Source organism: Caballeronia insecticola, assembly GCF_000402035.1.
Lineage (GTDB): Bacteria > Pseudomonadota > Gammaproteobacteria > Burkholderiales > Burkholderiaceae > Caballeronia > Caballeronia insecticola.
The window spans coordinates 960601-979336 of sequence record NC_021287.1; the positions used below are offsets into that span (position 1 = coordinate 960601).

13 protein-coding genes are annotated in these 18736 nt (G+C 65.8%); 7 read left to right on the forward strand and 6 right to left on the reverse strand.

From position 1 onward, the window contains the following. Positions 1 to 16: 16 nt before the first annotated feature. A complete protein-coding gene (locus BRPE64_RS04445; protein WP_044041242.1) occupies positions 17 to 3619 on the reverse strand; it encodes a DNA translocase FtsK in 3603 nt (1200 codons plus the stop codon). A gap of 191 nt (positions 3620 to 3810) precedes the next feature. Continuing rightward, complete coding sequence (locus BRPE64_RS04450) at positions 3811 to 4377, reverse strand: META domain-containing protein (RefSeq protein ID WP_044041243.1); 567 nt, start codon at positions 4375 to 4377, stop codon at positions 3811 to 3813. Positions 4378 to 4720: 343 nt separating this feature from the next. On the opposite strand from BRPE64_RS04450, the gene purT reads away from it, so the two are divergent. From purT to BRPE64_RS04465, 4 genes are all read left to right on the forward strand, one after another. After that, on the forward strand, positions 4721 to 5983 hold the full coding sequence (gene purT / locus BRPE64_RS04455; RefSeq protein WP_016344830.1) for a formate-dependent phosphoribosylglycinamide formyltransferase: 1263 nt from the start codon (positions 4721 to 4723) through the stop codon (positions 5981 to 5983). Between the two features lie 31 nt (positions 5984 to 6014). After that, the gene (locus BRPE64_RS33420; RefSeq protein WP_016344831.1) at positions 6015 to 6185 is read left to right on the forward strand and encodes a DUF6726 family protein; all 171 of its coding nucleotides are present in this window, start codon (positions 6015 to 6017) and stop codon (positions 6183 to 6185) included. Positions 6186 to 6236: 51 nt separating this feature from the next. Continuing rightward, positions 6237 to 6593, forward strand: a complete 357-nt coding sequence (locus BRPE64_RS04460) for an MliC family protein (RefSeq protein ID WP_016344832.1) — start codon at positions 6237 to 6239, stop codon at positions 6591 to 6593. Between the two features lie 587 nt (positions 6594 to 7180). Continuing rightward, entirely contained in the window at positions 7181 to 8668 is a 1488-nt protein-coding gene (locus BRPE64_RS04465) for a DEAD/DEAH box helicase (protein ID WP_016344833.1), read from the forward strand. Positions 8669 to 8746: 78 nt separating this feature from the next. Here the strand turns inward: BRPE64_RS04465 and gluQRS are convergent, their stop codons facing one another. Beyond that, positions 8747 to 9628, reverse strand: coding sequence for a tRNA glutamyl-Q(34) synthetase GluQRS (gene gluQRS / locus BRPE64_RS04470; protein ID WP_016344834.1), 882 nt, complete (start codon positions 9626 to 9628; stop codon positions 8747 to 8749). A gap of 9 nt (positions 9629 to 9637) precedes the next feature. Then, entirely contained in the window at positions 9638 to 10498 is an 861-nt protein-coding gene (locus tag BRPE64_RS04475; RefSeq protein WP_044041953.1) for a sulfurtransferase, read from the reverse strand. 198 nt (positions 10499 to 10696) lie between these two features. Between BRPE64_RS04475 and dnaE the strand changes: the two genes are divergently transcribed. Both dnaE and BRPE64_RS04485 read left to right on the forward strand, forming a co-directional pair. Continuing rightward, a complete protein-coding gene (gene dnaE / locus BRPE64_RS04480) occupies positions 10697 to 14224 on the forward strand; it encodes a DNA polymerase III subunit alpha (protein WP_016344836.1) in 3528 nt (1175 codons plus the stop codon). Next, entirely contained in the window at positions 14224 to 15288 is a 1065-nt protein-coding gene (locus BRPE64_RS04485) for a glycosyltransferase family 4 protein (RefSeq protein ID WP_016344837.1), read from the forward strand. The genes dnaE and BRPE64_RS04485 overlap by 1 nt, the downstream gene beginning before the upstream one ends. A 3-nt stretch (positions 15289 to 15291) precedes the next feature. Here BRPE64_RS04485 and BRPE64_RS04490 read toward each other — a convergent pair whose 3' ends face one another. Both BRPE64_RS04490 and BRPE64_RS04495 read right to left on the reverse strand, forming a co-directional pair. Continuing rightward, positions 15292 to 16053, reverse strand: a complete 762-nt coding sequence (locus BRPE64_RS04490; protein WP_016344838.1) for a glycosyltransferase family 2 protein — start codon at positions 16051 to 16053, stop codon at positions 15292 to 15294. A 67-nt stretch (positions 16054 to 16120) separates the two neighbouring features. Continuing rightward, positions 16121 to 17116 (reverse strand): glycosyltransferase family 2 protein, encoded by a 996-nt coding sequence (locus BRPE64_RS04495; RefSeq protein WP_044041244.1) that lies wholly within the window; start codon positions 17114 to 17116, stop codon positions 16121 to 16123. Between the two features lie 170 nt (positions 17117 to 17286). Between BRPE64_RS04495 and BRPE64_RS04500 the strand changes: the two genes are divergently transcribed. Next, complete coding sequence (locus tag BRPE64_RS04500; protein WP_016344840.1) at positions 17287 to 18564, forward strand: O-antigen ligase family protein; 1278 nt, start codon at positions 17287 to 17289, stop codon at positions 18562 to 18564. Positions 18565 to 18736: the final 172 nt, after the last annotated feature.

Consider the following 18736-nt stretch of genomic DNA (forward strand, 5'->3'; position numbering starts at 1 on the left):
CCCTCTCCGGTAGCCGCTACTCCGCCGGGCCGGGCGGCGCGAGCACTTCGCGGTTGCCGTTGCTGCTCATCGACGACACGAGCCCGGCGGTCTCCATTTGCTCGACGAGGCGCGCCGCGCGGTTATAGCCGATGCGCAGTTGCCGCTGCACCGACGAAATCGACGCGCGCCGCGTGCGCACGACGAAAGCCACGGCTTCGTCGTAGAGCGGATCGGCTTCGGCCTCGGGCGACTCGCCGAACAGGTCCTGCGTCGCGCCGCCTTCGGGCGTTGGCCCGGAGAGAATGCCTTCTTCGTACTCCGGTTCGCCGAACTGCTTCAGATACTCGACCACGCGATGCACTTCGTCGTCCGCGACGAACGCGCCGTGCACGCGCTGCGGATAACCCGTGCCGGGCGGCAGGAACAGCATGTCGCCCGCGCCGAGCAGCGATTCCGCGCCCATCTGGTCGAGAATCGTGCGCGAATCGATCTTCGACGAAACCTGGAAGGCCACGCGCGTCGGGATGTTCGCCTTGATGAGGCCGGTGATCACGTCGACCGACGGGCGCTGCGTCGCGAGAATCAAGTGGATGCCGGCAGCGCGCGCCTTCTGCGCGAGCCGCGCGATCAACTGCTCGATCTGCTTGCCCGCGACCATCATGAGATCCGCCAGTTCGTCGATGACCACGACGATAAGCGGCAGCGGTGCCAGCGGCTCGGGCGCGTCGGGCGTCAGCGAGAACGGATTCGTGAGCTTCTTGCCCGCCGCTTCCATGGTGCGGATCTTCTGGTTGAAGCCTTGCAGATTGCGCACGCCGACCGCCGACATCAGCCGATAGCGTTTTTCCATTTCGCCGACGCACCAGTTGAGCGCGTTCGATGCGAGCTTCATGTCGGTCACGACCGGCGCGAGCAGATGCGGAATGCCTTCGTAGACCGAAAGCTCCAGCATCTTCGGGTCGATCATGATGAGGCGCACGTCCTCGGGCTTCGCCTTGTAGAGCAGCGAGAGGATCATCGCGTTGATGGCGACCGACTTGCCCGAGCCGGTCGTACCCGCGACCAGCATGTGCGGCGCGCGCGCGAGATCCGTGACGACCGGATTGCCGACGATGTCCTTGCCCATCGCGATCGTCAGATTCGACTTCGAGTTGCGATAGACGTCGTCTTCGAGAATTTCCGAGAGACGGATCATCTGGCGCTTCGGGTTCGGCAGTTCGAGACCCATGCAGGTCTTGCCCGGAATCGTCTCGACGACGCGGATCGACGTGAGTCCCAGACCGCGCGACAGATCCTTCATCAGCCCGACGATCTGACTGCCGCGCACGCCGAGCGCCGGCTCGACCTCGAAGCGCGTGATGACCGGCCCGGCCGACGCGCCGACGACCGTCACCGGCACCTTGAATTCCTGCAGGCGCTGCTCGATCAACTGGCCCGTGTCGGCCAGGCTTGCTTCGGAGACGGGCTCGACTTCGTCGGATGCGGGTTCGAGGAGATCGAGCGTCGGCAACTCGACTGCCGATGCGTGCGGTGCATGGAACTCGAATTCGGTCGGCTCGAAGCCACGTATGGACGGGCGCGGCTCGGCGGGGGAGGGCGGTGCGACGCTGGCCGCTGCGACGTTGGCCGGCGGCGGGGTCGGCACGTTCGCTACGTTTGGCACGTCGGGCGCGAAGAGCGGCTCAGCCAGCGGCACGGCGTTGCTCGTGGTCGTCGCGGTGGTCGCGATCGTGGCGGTCGTCGCGACGGGGAAGCGCACGACGTTCGATGTCGGGGCGAGATCGTCCTCTTCGCCACCGATCGGCGCGGTTTGTCCTTGCGCGGCGGGCGTCGCCTGCTTGGCGGCCGGTTCGTCGATTACGCGCGGAAGCGGCGCGGCGAGCGGCTCGCTCCAGGCCTGTTTGGGCGTGGCGGCGTCCAGCCAGGGCGGTGTCGACGCGATGTCGCGATAGTCGTCTTCCAACGCTGAGACTTGCGGCGGCGTCTGGTCGACGCGAGGCAACGGCGGCGCGGTGACGGGGGCGCTCACGTTCGCGTTCGTGTTCGTGTTCGCATGTGCGGAGCTTGCGACGCTGCCCGGTTCGAGGCTGACGGTATTTGCGTATGCCGCCGCCGCAGTCGTAAGCGGCATATCGAAGAGCGGCGGCGGTTCGGCGAGCGCGGGCGCGATCGAGTGTGCGGCGAGCGGCGGCGTTTCGATGTCCTTCACCGTTTCCTGCGTGAACACGGGCGCAGGCGCGGTCACGGGCGCAAAAGCCGCCGCAATCACGGGCTCTCGCGCCGTCTCGACCACGCTCGTTTCAAAGGCTGTCGCGACGGAGCCAGCGGACTCGTACGTCGATGTATCCGGCTGAGCAAGCAGCGAAGTTTCCGCGCCCGGCTGGCCCGCCTTCGCCATCGCCACATGGCCGCGAGCGAGACTCGCCCCGGCGAGCGACGTCCACATCGCAGTCTTCTCCTCGATGGAGCGCAATGTCGCCTGGATCGACTCCGGCGCGGGCGGCGGTCCAGCAGGCTGAAGCGGCGTCGACGGGCGCGAGAACGCGGGCGCGGCGAGCGGCGCCGGGTCGAATTCGCGCGCGGGGGCGTTCGCGCCCGGCTGACCGGCAGGACGCCTGACGATGCCCGGTGCTGCTTGTGACGCAGGCATGGGTTTGCGAGAGACGCCCGTGCCCACACCTGTTGCTGCGGACGCAACCGACGCAACCGACGCAAACGCGCCGGACGTGCGCTGCGCCGGCATCGACGTGGCTGGGTTACGCGGCCGATTCATCCGCGCATCGGCGCCGGTGGGCTTCTGACCGAACGGTCTGTCCACGGCGACGGAGGCACGCAGCCCCGACCCCGATGCGGCGAACGCGGACGCCTGACGCGGCGGAAACTGCGCGCCGACATCGCGACTCGCCGCTGCCGCCGACGGCTTCAACCAGTCCGCCGGCGCAACGGGCTCGACGTGAGCGGGCCTTCGCGCCTGAATGTCGCCTGCGGCTGTTGCGCCCTTGCTGATCGCGGGTGGACGCCACACGGTCGGGCGCTGATAGCGACTGCGCCGGTTGCCCGTCGGCAGGCCGAGCGTCGGCTCATCCGGACCCGTGCGCGGCGTGGGTGCATCCGAGCGTTCGGCGCGAAGGCCGCGTTCCTGCCCATCGCGCTCGGCGCGGGCGCGGGCGCGGCGCTCGAACCAGCCGATGGATTTGTCGCGCGGCTCTTTCGCCGGGCGCGGCTCGGCCTCGCGTTCGGGCGGCGTGATCCAGCTCTGCGGCAATCCGAAGCCGAACGACTCTTCCGCCCAGGCGAGCACGGAGCGCCAGCTGAACTCGATGAGCCAGGGCAGGAACACCGCGAGCACGAGCACGGCGATCGCGCGCGTGCCAGCCGGATGCGCGAGCGCGCTCAAGGCATCGGCGAGCGCACGCCCGCCGCGATTGATATTGATCTGCGTTTCAAGCGAACCCGCAAACGCGCCTTCGAGCGTGCTGCTCGCGAGCAGCACGGCCAGAAAGCCGAGCCAGAGGCGGATCGTGCCGGGGCCGCGCAGTCCGCCGCCGCCCGGCAGCATCATTTTGACGATGCGCCAAAGAAGCGGAGCGAACCAGATGACCGATGCACCGAACCAGCCGAGAACTACCATGTGCATGCCTGAGATTAAATCGATGTTGGATGAAACGAAAAAGACTGCTGCCCAGCCGTGACTTTCCGCGCGACTTTCCGTGTTAGCGACGGCGTCATTCGACTGAGCAGTTTAACGGCTGGCGCACGGGGTGACGCGCATGCAAAGTGCACGTGCCGCACGCACGCAACACTTGCGCGTCCAATAACCCGTGGCGCTCACTGCGCATGCGGCGCGAAGGTGAGCACCTGACCGTCAGCGATCGTCAGTTGCAACGCTTGCGGCGGGTTCATCTGCACGCCGCTTTTCGCGATGTGCGCGAGCGCGTCGAGATAAGGCTGCTCCAGCGCGGCGCCCGCACCGGACACGCACGCCATGCGCGTGCCGGCGATCGGTCCGAACGCTAGCTTGCCGTCCTTCAGGTCGTACGTGCCCGTGTAGCGATTGCAGCCCGAAAAGCCGCTCGCCCGCCGATGGCCGCTCGCGGTCGAAAATTCGAGCGTGAGCGGCTGGCCGCCGTCCTGAGCGCCGTGCGGAACGGCGCGCGCCTGACCCTGGGCGTCGGTCCAGCTCGTGAGGTCCCACTGCGTGTCGTCGAGCAACTGCGTGGCGGCGGGATTGTACGGATCCGTGGGCGGCGCGCTGGCATCGGGATGCTTCGGCATTGCGCAGCCGGCGACGAGGAACGCGCACGCGGCCAGAGAAACACAGCGCGAAACGAAGCGCGAAGAGCGCAGGGAGTGCGGCGAACGTGAAGCGGGCGCGCGGAGAAAGTGCGTGGCCATCGATGATCCTGAAGCTGCCGAAACCGTAAGCGTATCGCACTCGTCCTACGATTTGTCCAGCGCCGAGATGCAACAAAATGATCGCCCGGGTCGCGCCGGCGCGGAATCGTCGGCGATTGCGGGGAATTTCGCCACGCAATCGTGTGTCAATAGCGCAGGCGACGAGGCGTTCGCGGCGGTCTTTCGGCGTTGCCTTCAGCGTTGTCAATAGGCCGGACGGCAGGGCTGTTGCGGCCTGCGCTGCGTGTTAACATCCCGCCCTGTTCTGCCGAAACGGCCGCTGGATCAGCTTTAGAACCAAGCCGCCGACCGGCTCTCGCCACCGATTCATCCTGGAGCACACATGCAGACCGATCCACGCAGCGCCGCCCACGACTCGCACGCCACGCAAGCGGGCGCTCGCATCGGCACGCCGCTCTCGCCGCACGCAACGCGCGTCATGCTGCTGGGCGCGGGCGAACTCGGCAAGGAAGTGATCATCGCGCTGCAGCGTCTGGGCGTGGAGGTCATCGCCGTCGACCGTTATGCGAACGCGCCGGGGCATCAGGTCGCGCACCGCGCGCACGTCATCGACATGACCGACGCCGCCGCGTTGCGCGCGCTTGTCGAGCGGGAACAGCCGCATCTGATCGTGCCGGAGATCGAGGCGATCGCGACCGATGCGCTCGCGGAAATCGAAGCGGCCGGGCTCGCGACTGTCATCCCGACGGCCCGCGCCACGCAACTCACGATGAACCGCGAAGGCATTCGGCGCCTGGCCGCCGAGACGCTCGGCCTGCCGACTTCGCCCTATGCGTTCGCGAATTCGCTCGAAGAAATGAAGGCGGCGATCGCGAAGATCGGCTTTCCATGCGTGGTGAAGCCGGTGATGTCGTCGTCGGGGAAAGGGCAGTCGGTGCTGAAACGCGACGCCGATGTCGAGCCCGCATGGAATTACGCGATGGCGGGCGGCCGCGTGAATCACGGGCGCGTGATCGTCGAGGGCTTCGTCGACTTCGAATACGAAATCACGCAGCTCACCGTGCGCGCGGCGGACGCGGCGAGCGGCGAGACGCAGACGTATTTCTGCGAGCCGATCGGTCACGTCCAGGTCGCGGGCGACTACGTCGAATCGTGGCAACCGCAGGCAATGAGTCCGGCTGCGCTTGAAAAATCGCGCGATGTCGCCGCGAAAGTGACGACGGCGCTGGGCGGCCGCGGACTCTTCGGCGTCGAACTGTTCGTGCGCGGCGACGACGTCTGGTTCTCCGAAGTGAGCCCGCGTCCGCACGACACCGGCCTCGTGACGCTCGCCACACAACGTTTTTCCGAATTCGAACTGCACGCCCGCGCGATTCTCGGCTTGCCCGTCGATACCGCGCTGCGTGCGCCGGGCGCATCCGCCGTCATTTATGGTGGCCTGGACGAGGCGGGCATCGCGTTCGAAGGCGTGGCAGAGGCGCTTGCCGTGCCGGGCGCGGATCTGCGGCTCTTCGGCAAGCCCGAGAGTTTCGTGAAGCGGCGCATGGGCGTCGCGCTGGCAACGGGTGTCGACACGGACGAGGCGCGCGAGCGCGCGAAACTCGCGGCGTCGAAAGTGCGGCCGGTATCGGTATCGGTCAGATGAACGGCGCTCAGGCGCCGGCGGGAGCAAGCAAGTGAAATGGAAAGTGCTGGCCGTGCTCGTCGCGGCTTCCCTGGGCCTGTCGGGCTGCGGTTTGGCGGCAGCGCCGTGCCGGATCGCCTCGGCGGGGCTGAAGATCGTGCCGCTCGTCGGCCACGTCGCGGCCGCGCCGACCGACGCGTGCGCGGAAGTGATCGATCCGTGACGCATCGGCGCCCGATATCGAACCGATCGTGAACCCGAGGCGAACCGAACGATGAAAAGACTTCTCGCATGCACGCTGGCGATGCTGGGCGCACAGGCCGCGTTCGCCATGCCGCTTACCGTGCCGCAGATTCAGACCGCATCGACGCAAACGACGCGCTACGACTGCAAGGGCGGCAAGAGCGTCACCGTCCTGTATACGAACACGCGCAACCATCAGAGCTTCGCGGCGCTGACTGTCGACGGACGCAAGCTTCTTTTCGTCAACGTGATTGCGGGATCGGGCGCAAAATACGTCGCCGATCAATACACGTGGTGGACCAAGGGCCCGCAAGCCAATCTCTACGACGAGATGGCCGCGAAGGATTCGTCGCCGCTGCTTGCCGACTGCGAGACGCGCAAGAAATAGGAGCGCGCGCCGCGTGCTGCGCGGTTCTGCCGCGCTCATGTTCCGGCGGCGGCCGGCCGAAGTGGCGGCATGCGCGGTGTTACAATGTGAGGCTTTACGGCCTCGCGACTTGCAGCCTGCGGCCGGACACAATCCAGAATGTCCGGCATCGCCGTCCGGTGCGGGCCCGAGCGGTGCATCGGCCAGTGCGAGCCGCACGGTCAGGACGGACGTTGGCGGCTGCCTTCAAGACGTCACCGAAACCGGGTTGTATCGGAACGGCAAAGGGCGGGCTGAATACGGGCGGCGGCTGTGGCAAGTTCCAACGCAGCTTGATAGCAGCCCGAATGCGGCCAATGAGAGGCCGAAAGCGGCCGATAAGCGGCTAAAAAGCGAGGCCAAAAAAGCGGCGTCAGCCAGGCCCGCCGAACGGGCCAAACGCCCGGCACCACCGCCCGCGCGCGACGTACGCGCTGCGAGCGCAACGAAACACATCCGCGTAAGCGACCGGTCGCGCCCGATCGCCCGAACGATCCGACCGCGTCCAGACCGGTCTCTTACGCGCGCCGCAATGAGCGGAAAATTTAGCGAAAGCCAATAAAATCACCATGTCCGATTCCGTCGCCACGAACACGTCCACCGCCGAGGCCGCCGCGCCTACGTTCGACCAGTTCGGTTTGTCCGCCGACATCCTGAAAGCGGTGCGCGAGTCCGGCTACACCACGCCGACGCCGATTCAGGCCCAGGCCATTCCCGTCGTGCTCGCGGGCCGCGACGTCATGGGCGCCGCGCAGACCGGCACCGGCAAGACCGCGAGTTTCTCGCTGCCGATCATCCAGCGCCTGTTGCCGACTGCCAGCACGAGCGCATCGCCCGCGCGGCATCCGGTGCGCGCGCTGATGCTCACGCCGACGCGCGAACTCGCCGACCAGGTTGCCGCGAACGTGCAGACCTACTCGAAACACACGCCGCTGCGCAGCACGGTGGTGTTCGGCGGCGTCGACATGAATCCGCAGTCCGAGGCGCTGCGCCGGGGCGTCGAAATCCTGATCGCGACGCCGGGACGCCTGCTCGATCACGTCCAGCAGAAAACGGTCAACCTCGGACAAGTGCAGATGCTCGTGCTGGACGAGGCCGACCGCATGCTCGACATGGGTTTCCTGCCGGATCTCCAGCGCATCCTGAATCTGCTGCCGAAGGAGCGCCAGACGCTGCTCTTTTCTGCAACGTTTTCGCCTGAAATCAAGAAGCTCGCGGCGACTTATCTGCGTAATCCGCAGACCATCGAAGTCGCGCGCAGCAATTCGACCGCGACCAACGTGCGCCAGATCGTCTTCGAGGTGCACGAGAGCGACAAGTCCGGCGCGGTCGCGCAACTGATTCGCGAACGCGCGCTCAAGCAGGTGATCGTGTTCTGCAACAGCAAGATCGGCGCGAGCCGGCTGGCGCGCGTGCTGGAGCGCGACGGCATCGTCGCCACGGCGATTCACGGCGACCGCACGCAGGGCGAACGCATGCAGGCGCTCGACGCATTCAAGCGCGGCGAGATCGAAGCGCTCGTCGCCACCGATGTCGCCGCGCGCGGTCTCGATATCGCGGAATTGCCGGCCGTCATCAACTTCGATCTGCCGTTCAACGCCGAAGATTACGTGCACCGTATCGGACGCACGGGGCGCGCGGGCGCTTCGGGCGATGCGCTGTCGCTGTGCAGCGCCAACGAACGCAAGCAGCTCGCGGATATCGAAAAGCTGATCAAGCGTCCGCTCGAAGTCGAGACGCTGGTCGTCGCGACGCGCATGCATCGCGATGGTTCGTCGCCGCGCCGCGACGAGCGTTTCGGCCGCCCGGAACGCGGCGAGCACCGTCACGCACCGCGCGACGAAGCCGGTCCGCGCCGTCGTGCGCCGGGTGCGCATGATCGTCCGCGCGGCCGTCAGCAGCCCGTCGACGAGTTTTTCCTGAAGCCGTACGAACCGTCGCCCTCGGCGATGAAGCGCCATCAGGAAGAGACGGTCGAACCGGAGCGCAAGAGTGCGCCGAAGCAGCCGCTCGCCGCGTTGCTGGGCGGGCTCGGGATGCCGCGCAAACCTTCTTGACAGGCGTTCGTCGAAGCTAGAAAAAAGCAGCCCGCGTGGCTGCTTTTTTTTGATTGCGCGTGCCAAAAGGCTGTGGATCTACTGCCCGATGAAACGCTTCGCCCACTCGGCCGTCGCGGTGCTGTAAAACGTATCAAGCGAATCGAGTGAATCGGCGGATACGTCGAGGCCCAGATGGCGCGCGGCCTGCGCGAGCGCATCGAGCGGCGCGTGACGGTCGAGCGGGGCCGCGCCGGTCTGCTTGCTGAGCTTTTCGCCCGCGTCGTTGCTCACGACCGGCACATGCAGATAAGCCGGCGTCGGTTCGCCGAGGCAGTGTTGCAGATAGATTTGCCGCGCCGTCGAATCGAGCAGATCGGCGCCGCGCACGACGTGCGTGATGCCGGCGTCGGCATCGTCGACGACCACGGCGAGCTGGTACGCCCACAAGCCGTCCGCGCGCTTCAGCGCGAAGTCGCCGACCTCGGTCGCGAGATCCTGTGTCTGCGGCCCTTGCCAGCGATCGGTGAAGGAAAGGCGCGCGGCGTCGCCATCGGGCACGCGCAGCCGCCACGCGCGCGCGGGACGCCCGTTCAGACCGTGGCGGCACGTGCCCGGATAGGCGAGCGTCGCGTGGCGCGCATGCGCCTGCACGAGCGAATCCGCGATTTCGCGACGCGTGCAGCCGCACGGATAAACGAGACCCGTGGCCTGAAGCCGCTCGAACGCGGCCTGATACGCGTCGCCGCGCGCGCTTTGCCAGAGCGGCGGCGCGTCGGAATGCATGCCGAAATGCGCGAGCGTCGCGAGGATTTCATCGGCGGCGCCGGGGACGGTGCGCGGCGTATCGACATCCTCGATACGCACGATCCAACTGCCGCGATGCGCCCGCGCATCGAGAAAACTGGCCAGCGCGCTGACAAGCGACCCCGCGTGCAGCGGACCGGTAGGCGAGGGCGCGAAGCGGCCGCGATAGGTCATCGAATACGGTTAAGCGGCCCGGCCGACGGCGTCCGGATGGCAGGCGGGGCAGGTTTCGCCCGGCTTGTAGAACGGCGAGCGCTGATCGTCGACGGACACCACCGCGCGGCAGCCGAAGCATTGCGACGTCGCGGTCGGCTGCAGGTGCGGATCGAGCGCGGTGCGGTAATCGAACACGAAACACTCGCCGTTGTAATGCGCGCCGCCCACTTCCTCGAAGTACTTGAGAATGCCGCCTTCGAGCTGATAAACGTGCTCGATGCCGACTTCCTTCATGTGAATGGCCGCTTTTTCGCAGCGAATCCCGCCCGTACAAAACGACACGACAGTCTTGCCTTCCAAATCTGCGCGATTCTGCTCGATCACCTCGGGAAACTCGCTGAACTTCGTGATGCGGTAGTCGAGCGCGTTGTCGAATGTGCCGACGTCGACCTCGAACGCGTTGCGCGTGTCGAGCATCACGACGGGGCGGCCCTGATCGTCATGGCCGCGGTCGAGCCAGGCCTTCAGCGTGGGCGCATCGACGAACGGCGCACGGCCGAGTTCCGGCTTGATCGCGGGCTTTTTCATCGTGATGATTTCGCGCTTGAGCTTCACCAGCATGCGGCGGAACGGCTGCTTCTCGGAGAGGCTTTCCTTGAATTGCAGATCGGCGAAACGGCCGCCGTAGAGCGCGTCGCTGCGAATGTAGTCGATGAATTCGCGAACCTCCGGAATCGGCCCGGCGATGAACAGATTGATGCCCTCCGGCGCCAGCAGGATCGTGCCCTTCAGCCCGAGCGCGTTGCAGCGTTCGGTGACGAGCGGCCGCCAGGCGGCTCCGTCTTCGATGGTGACGAATTTGTAGGCGGAGAGATTCAGGATGCTCATGATCGGATGACGGAAAGACGGCGCGGCGTGCGCGAAATTCGAAAGCAAAACACGTATTATCCCGCAAATGGCCGGCGCGCCCCGCGGATTCTCCGCGCGCGTGGCGCCGGCCTTTGCGCACGCGCAAATTCGAAAGCTTTCAAGGCCTTATCCGTTCGGCCAACGCGGGCTCGCACGGCGTGTCCGCGCAGGCCCCGCATGTACAATGTCGCCATGTCAGATCCCCGCTTCGTTCATCTCCGCGTCCACTCCGAATTCTCGATCGCCGACGGCATCGTGCGGCTGGACGACGTCGTCAAGGCTGCCGCCAAAGACGGGCAGGGCGCGCTCGCGCTCACCGATCTCGGCAATGCATTCGGTCTCGTGCGGTTCTACAAGGAAGCGCGCGGCGCGGGCGTAAAGCCCATCGCCGGTTGCGATGTCTGGATCACCAATCCCGACGATCGTGACAAGCCCTCGCGCCTGTTGCTGCTCGTGCGCGACAAACAAGGTTATCTCAACCTCTGCGAGCTTTTGAGCCGCGCGTGGCTGACGAACCAGTATCGCGGCCGCGCCGAAGTGCTCGTCGAATGGCTCGACGAAGGTCTGGCCGAAGGTCTGCTCGCGCTCTCCGGCGCGCAGACGGGCGACATCGGCATGGCGCTGGCGGCGGGGAATGCGGCCAGTGCGCAGCGCCATGCGGAACGCTGGGCGAAGTGCTTTCCGGACGCCTTCTACATCGAATTGCAGCGCGCGGGGCAACCCGGCGAGCAGGCGTACATCACGGAGGCGGTTGCGCTCGCCGCGAAGCTCCGGCTGCCGGTGGTCGCCACGCATCCGCTGCAGTTCATGACCGCCGACGATTACACCGCCCACGAGGCGCGCGTGTGCATTTCGGAAGGCGACATGCTCGCCAATCCGCGCCGTCAGAAGCGCTTCACGACCGATCAGTACTTCCGCACGCAGGACGAGATGTGCGCGCTTTTCGCGGATCTGCCGTCCGCGCTCGCGAATACCGTCGAGATTGCCAAGCGCTGCAATCTGACGCTCGAACTCGGCAAGCCGAAACTGCCGCTCTTCCCGACGCCCGACGGCATGTCGCTCGACGACTACCTCGTGCACTTGTCGAAGGAAGGGCTCGAAGTACGCCTGCAGCAGCTTTATCCCGTCGAAGCCGAACGCGAAGCGCAGCGGCAGACGTACTACGAGCGCCTCGAGTTCGAGTGCGGCACCATCATCAAGATGGGCTTTCCGGGCTACTTCCTGATCGTCGCCGACTTCATCATGTGGGCGAAGAACAATGGCGTGCCGGTGGGTCCGGGCCGCGGCTCGGGTGCGGGTTCGCTCGTCGCTTATGCGCTCGGCATCACGGACCTCGACCCGCTGCGCTACAACCTGCTGTTCGAGCGCTTCCTGAATCCGGAGCGCGTGTCGATGCCCGACTTCGACATCGACTTCTGTCAGGAAGGCCGCGACCGCGTCATTCAGTACGTGAAGCAGAAGTATGGCGCGGACGCCGTATCGCAGATCGCCACCTTCGGCACCATGGCCGCGAAGGCCGCGGTGCGCGATATCGGCCGGGTGCTCGATCTCGGCTACATGTTCACGGACGGCATCGCCAAGTTGATTCCGTTCAAGCCGGGCAAGCACGTGACCATCGCGGATGCGATGAGGGAAGAGCCGACGCTGCAGGAACGCTTCGATTCCGAAGACGAAGTGCATCAGTTGCTCGAACTTGCGCAGCGCGTGGAAGGCCTGACGCGTAACGTCGGCATGCACGCGGGCGGCGTGCTGATCGCGCCGGGCAAGCTCACCGACTTTTGCCCGCTCTACACGCAGGGCGAAGACGGCGGCGTGGTCAGCCAGTACGACAAGGACGACGTGGAAGCCGTCGGCCTCGTCAAGTTCGACTTCTTGGGCCTGACCACGCTCACCATTCTCGACTGGGCCGAACGCTATATTCGCCGGCTCGATCCGTCGAAGAAAGACTGGAATCTCACGCAGGTTCCGCTGGACGATCCCGCTTCGTTCTCGATCCTCAAGAAAGCGAACACCGTCGCCGTGTTCCAGCTGGAAAGCCGCGGCATGCAGGGCATGCTGAAGGACGCGCAGCCGGACCGCTTCGAGGACATCATTGCGCTGGTGGCGCTGTATCGTCCGGGGCCGATGGACCTGATTCCGAGCTTCTGCGCGCGTAAGCACGGGCGCGAGATCGTCGAGTATCCGGACCCGCGCGTCGAACCCGTCCTGAAAGAGACCTACGGCATCATGGTCTATCAGGAGCAGGTGATGCAGATGGCGCAGATCATCGGCGGCTACTCGCTCGGCGGCGCGGACTTGCTGCGCCGCGCGATGGGCAAGAAGAAGCCCGAGGAAATGGCCAAGCATCGCGAGCTGTTCCGCGAAGGCGCGGCGAAGAACGGTCTCACCGCGCAAAAAGCGGACGAGACCTTCGACCTGATGGAGAAGTTCGCGGGCTACGGCTTCAACAAGTCGCACGCGGCCGCTTACGCGCTGCTCGCGTATCACACGGCGTGGTTGAAGGCGCATCATCCGGCGGAATTCATGGCGGCCAATATGTCGCTCGCCATGGACGACACCGACAAGGTCAAGATCCTCTTCGAAGACTGCATCGCGAACGGCATGAAAGTGTTGCCGCCGGACATCAACCAGTCGGCGTATCGTTTCGAGCCGGTGGCCGAAGCCGATGGCAAGCGCTCGAAGACCATCCGCTACGGTCTCGGCGCGGTGAAGGGCAGTGGGCAGAACGCGATCGAGGAAATCCTGCGCGCGCGCGAAGACGGGCCGTTTACCGATCTCTTCGATTTCTGCGAACGCATCGACCGGCGCGTCGTGAATCGCCGCACGGTGGAAGCGCTGATCCGCGCGGGCGCGCTCGACGCGCTCCACGCCAACCGCGCGCAACTGCTCGCCTCCGTGCCGCTCGCCATGGAAGCCGCCGATCAGGCGGCCGCCAACGCGATGCAAGCAGGCCTTTTCGACATGGGCGACGCGCCGCTGCAAGCGCATGAACTCGTCGAGGAAGCCATGTGGTCGGACAAAAAGCGCTTGCAGGAAGAGAAGACTGCGCTGGGCTTCTATTTGTCGGGGCATCTGTTCGACGCGTACAAGGGCGAAGTGCGCCGCTTCGTGCGCCAGAAGATCGGCGAACTCAAGGAAGGGCGCGACAAGCTCGTCGCGGGCGTGATTTCCGCGCTGCGCACGCAGATGACCCAGCGCGGCAAGATGATGATCGTCAATCTCGACGACGGCAGCGGCCAATGCGAAGTCACCGTCTTCAACGAGCAGTTCGAGGCCAACAAGGCGCTCTTCAAGGAAGACGAATTGCTCGTCGTGCAGGGTCAGGCGCGTAACGACGCGTTCACGGGCGGCATCCGCTTCACGGTCGATACGGCCATGGATCTCGAGCGCGCCCGCAGCCGCTATGCGCAGTCGCTTAAGGTCGAGATGAACGGCAACGCCGACGCCTTGCGCCTGCGCCGCGTGCTCGAAGCCCACGCGGCCGGCGCGCAGACGGAACCGCCGCCCGCGCCCGCGCGCGAGAACGGCCGCTCGCGGCAGTCCGCGCCCATCCCGAACGGGCTGAACGTGAGCATCGTTTATCGGAGCGAGCACGCCGAAGGCGAAGTTCGCCTGGGCGACGCGTGGCGCGTCAAGCCGACCGACGAACTCATCACGGCGCTGCGCGGCGAATTCGCGGGCAGCGCGATCGAAATCGTCTACTGATGCGCATCGGCATATCGGCGAACGCGCTAAAGCACTCGGGCGGCCTCGAACGCTACGCGATGGATCTCGTGCGCGGGCTCGCCGGCGCGGGTTTCGACGGTCGCACGAAGCCCGCGTTCTTCGCGCGCAAGATCGACAAGTCGCTGCCGGAGAGCCGCCTGATCGAAGCGCATCGCATCAAGGTGTCGTTCCTGCCGGGCAAGCTGCGCGACGCGTATTTTTCCTGGGCGCTGAAACGCGCGCGCAGGAAGGCGAAGGTCGATGTGCTGATCGGCTGCAACCGCGTGGAAGGCTCGGAGATCGCGATCTGCGGCGGCACGCATATCGGTTTCCTGCGCGCGACCGGTCGCCGCGAGAAGCGCTCGGATACGCGGCAGATTGCGCTCGAACGGCGGCAGTATGCGCGAGCGGAAGTGATCGTCGCGCATTCGGACATGATGCGCGACGAACTTCGCACGCTCTACGGCATCGACGAGCAAAAGATTCGCGTGCTGTATCCGCCGGTGGACCGCGCGCGTTTTTCTCCCGTCGATGCCGCCGAACGCGCGCGTCTGCGCGAGCAATTCGGCTTCAAGCCCGACGACACCGTGCTGCTGTTTCCGTCGAGCAGTCACGTACGCAAGGGCTTGCCGCTGATCGAGACGGCGCTGGCCGGCATGAACGTGGTGATCGCGGTCGCCGGGCGCGCGCCGGAAAAGCCCGCGCCGAACGTGCGCTATGTCGGCTATGCGAAGGACATCGAAGACGCGTATCGCGCTGCGGACTTCACCATACTCGCGTCGAGCTATGAGCCGTTCGGGCTGGTCGGAATCGAATCGGTGATGTGCGGCACGCCGGTGATCTTTCCCGCGTGCATCGGCTGCTGCGACGCTATCGCCGATCACGCGAAGCACGTCTTCAAGTCGGGCGATGCCGACGACCTGCGTTGCGTCGTGCTCGACGCCATCGAAATGCGGCGCAGTACGCCACGCGTATCGGGCGATGCCGTGCGCTACGACGCGGACGTTGCATCGCACGTGAGCGCGCTGGTCGAACTCGCGCGCGGCATCGTCGGGACGCGTTGAGCCTTAGCGCAACTCGTTCATCTGCGCGAGCTTCAGAAACCGGTAATAGACGGTCTGCGCATTGAACACGGCGATCATGAATCCCGTGCGGCCATCGAGAAATCCGCGCCGCAGCACATACGTGCGCACGAACGCCCACGCGCCGCGTGTCAGCGCAATGCCGAAACTGCCGCGCTTGCCCGCCGCGTGGCGCTGCGCCGCGCCCGCCGTCGAGTACGCGTCGAGCTTGCGCAGCACCGCTTCGAAATCCTCGTAGGAGTAATGCATCAGGCGGCCGGACAGGCGCGCGACCGGCTTGCCCGTCGACAGCACGAGCCGTTCGTGGACCAGGTCGGGCGAGAAGCGCGCCGTGCCGCGCCGGAACAGGCGCGGAATCCAGTCGGGATACCAGCCGCTGTGCTTCACCCACACCCCGCAAAAGCTCGACAGACGATCGACGGCATAGACGTCCGCACGCGGATCGGTGATCGCCGCGCGGATCGATGCCGCGAGTTCGGGCGTGACGATTTCGTCGGCGTCGATGGAGAGCACCCAGTCGGTCGACAGCGCGTCGAGCGCGCGATTCTTCTGCGGGCCGAAGCCCGGCCAGTCGCGCGCCACGATCACGCGCGCGCGATGCGTCTCCGCGATGCCCACGGTCGCATCCGTGCTGCCGCCATCCACGATGACAATTTCATCGGCGAAGGAAAGCGCCTGCAGACACTGCGCGAGCCGCGCTGCCGCATTGTGCGTGATGATGGCGATGCCGAGCGTGGGGGAGTTCATGTTGCCTTTGACCGGCGCGGCGCGCCGGGTTGTTCTGTTCGTTCTGTTCGGGCGAAGGAAAACGCGTTCATCCGCGCAGATGCCACTTCACGAAGAAAAACGGCGCGAGCAGCCACGGACACGTTGCGTAGACCAGCATCCGGCAGCGAAAGCCGAAGCTCACATCCTTCGATGCGGCGAGCAGCGCGAGCTTGCGGGCGAACGGCAGGTCACCGAACACCGCGCTCACATAGCTTTCGCGCGCGGCTTTCCCGGCGAGCAGCGCGCGCATCTCGGGACCGACGCCGACCTTTTCGGCGTCGCTCACGAGCTGGCGAGTCTCGCCCGTGCCGTTGAGATTCGCGAGCTTGATGCGCGCGACGAAATCTGCAGGCGTGCGCCATTTGCGCTTGCGCGACAGGCCGCCGCGCCGGTACTGCACGAGCGGTTCGTGCAAGGTGTGCGCGCCGCGACTCATGATGGCGCGAAACGCCATGATCTGGTCTTCGCCGTAGATGCCCGGTGCGATCGGTCCGAACGCGTCGAACAGCCGCCGCGCCCACGCGTGCGCGGCGCCGACCAGATGCGGACGCCGGCCCGACCACGCCTCGAAGCTGCGATAGTCGTCGAGATCGGTCACGCGCAGCACGCCGTGCGTGTTGCCCTCGGCGTCGAGGTCCTGCAGGTCGGTTGCGATCAGGTCGTAGCGCCGGCCGCTCTCCAGCCACACGCGCATCACGCGCGCGACGCGCTCGGGTCTGGAGATATCGTCGCCGGCGGCAATGAACAGCATTTCGCCCGACGCGCGCGCCGCAAGCGCGCTCAGATGCGCGCTGATGCCGAGATTTTTCTCGTTGCGATACAGCCGCACCGTGTGCGGACCGCGATAAGCGCGCACGCAGGCCTCGGCGACCGCGAAGGTGCCGTCGGAGGAGGCGTCGTCCGAAATCAGGATTTCGAGCGGCGCCCAGGTCTGGGCGAGTGCACCGCGAATCGCATCGGCGACGGTGTCCTGCTGGTTGAACGTGATGAGCAATAGGCTCGCGAGCGGTGCGTCCGGCTCTTCTGGAGATGTCGCTGACATTCGAATTCACAACGCGGATTCACAACGCATGGATTGCCTCGCGCGCGTCCCCGGTCGAGGTCGGGCGACCCCGGAGCGAAGAGCGTGCCAGGCGGTAACGGCTATAATAGCGCGGGTTTTTGGGACATGCGACCGGGCCGGCCGGTCAATCCCATGTCAGGTTCATCGATTTGGAAAAAAATCTCCGTTACGTCATCGCCAGCATGGTCTTGCTGGCGCCCGCGAGCACGCTCATCGTGCGGGGCGGAACCGGTTATTGCTTCTTCGTGCTGCTCGCCATCGCATTGTTCGCCGGCTTCAGCAAGCCGTTTCGGCTCAAGGGCAGTCTGCTCGTCTCCGCTTATCCCTGGTATGCCGCAGGCATGTTGTGCTTCATGCTCTATCTGCCGCTGCAGCAGGCCATCGAGGGCTACTTCCTGCCGCGCGAATTCGACGGTATGTCGCGTTTCGCGCTGAGTCTGCCGATTTTTCTGCTGCTCGTGAATGTTCCGATCAAGAACCTGAAGTGGTTCGGCTGGGGCTGCGCGCTCGGGGCGATCGGCGCGGGCGCGTGGGCGCTGTACAGCGACATCCACACGACGATCAACGATCTCAACCGCCTCGGCAACGATTTCACGAATCCGATTCCCTACGGCAACACGGCGCTGCTGCTCGGCTTCCTGTCCGCGATGACGATCCGCTGGGACCACTATCCGAACGTGCTCGCGAAGCGCCTCGGCATCGCGGTGAAGGTGCTGGGTCTCGCGGGCGGCGTGTATGCGTCGTATCTGTCGGGCACGCGCGGCGGCTGGCTCGCGATCCCGCTGTTTCTGGTGCTGTGCTCGCTCAATTTCGGCTGGGTCAGGCAGATTCGGCACTGGCTCATCGCGCTGCTGGTCGCCGTGCTGGCCATGTCGGCGCTGCTCGCCTCGCCGCTCGGCCGGGAGCGCGTCATGGCGACGCGCTCGGACATCGTCCATCTGGCGGAGGGTTCGGCGGCCTATAGTTCGATCGGCGCACGTCTGCAACTGTGGCGCGCGTCCATTTACCTGTTCGAGGCGCATCCGGTGACGGGCGTGGGCAAGGGGCATCTGGAATCGTCGCTGAAGAGTCTGGCGACGAAGGGCGAGGTGCCGGCCTATATCGTCAATCAGCGCGCCCACAGCGAGTTTTTCTCGACGATCGCGGAACTGGGCGCCGCGGGCGTCGTCTGTCTGGCATTGATTTATTTCGGGCCGCTCGTGTATTTCGTGCGCTACCGGAAGTCGCCCCATCGCGATGTTTCGACAGCCGCGTATTGCGGAATCGCGGTGTCGGGGTCGGTTATCATCTTCGGTTTGAGCATCGACGTGTTCACCGTGGTCATGAGTACCGCGCTCATCGCGCTTATCTGGGCCGTGCTGCTCGCGGTCATCACGCACGACGCGCGCCAGCCGCAAGGCAAGCCGGGCCGCGGGCCGATCGGCTAAAAGGCTGACCGGCTGAAAGATTGACTGGCTGATCGATTGATCGATTGATCGGCGGATCGGACGATGAACCGATACGCCGATTGCTACCCCCGTCCGCCCGGCTGACGACAATACCAACAAACGCCGCGCGGCCACGCACTTCCAGCGCCGGGCGAAGTGGAGATACATCCTT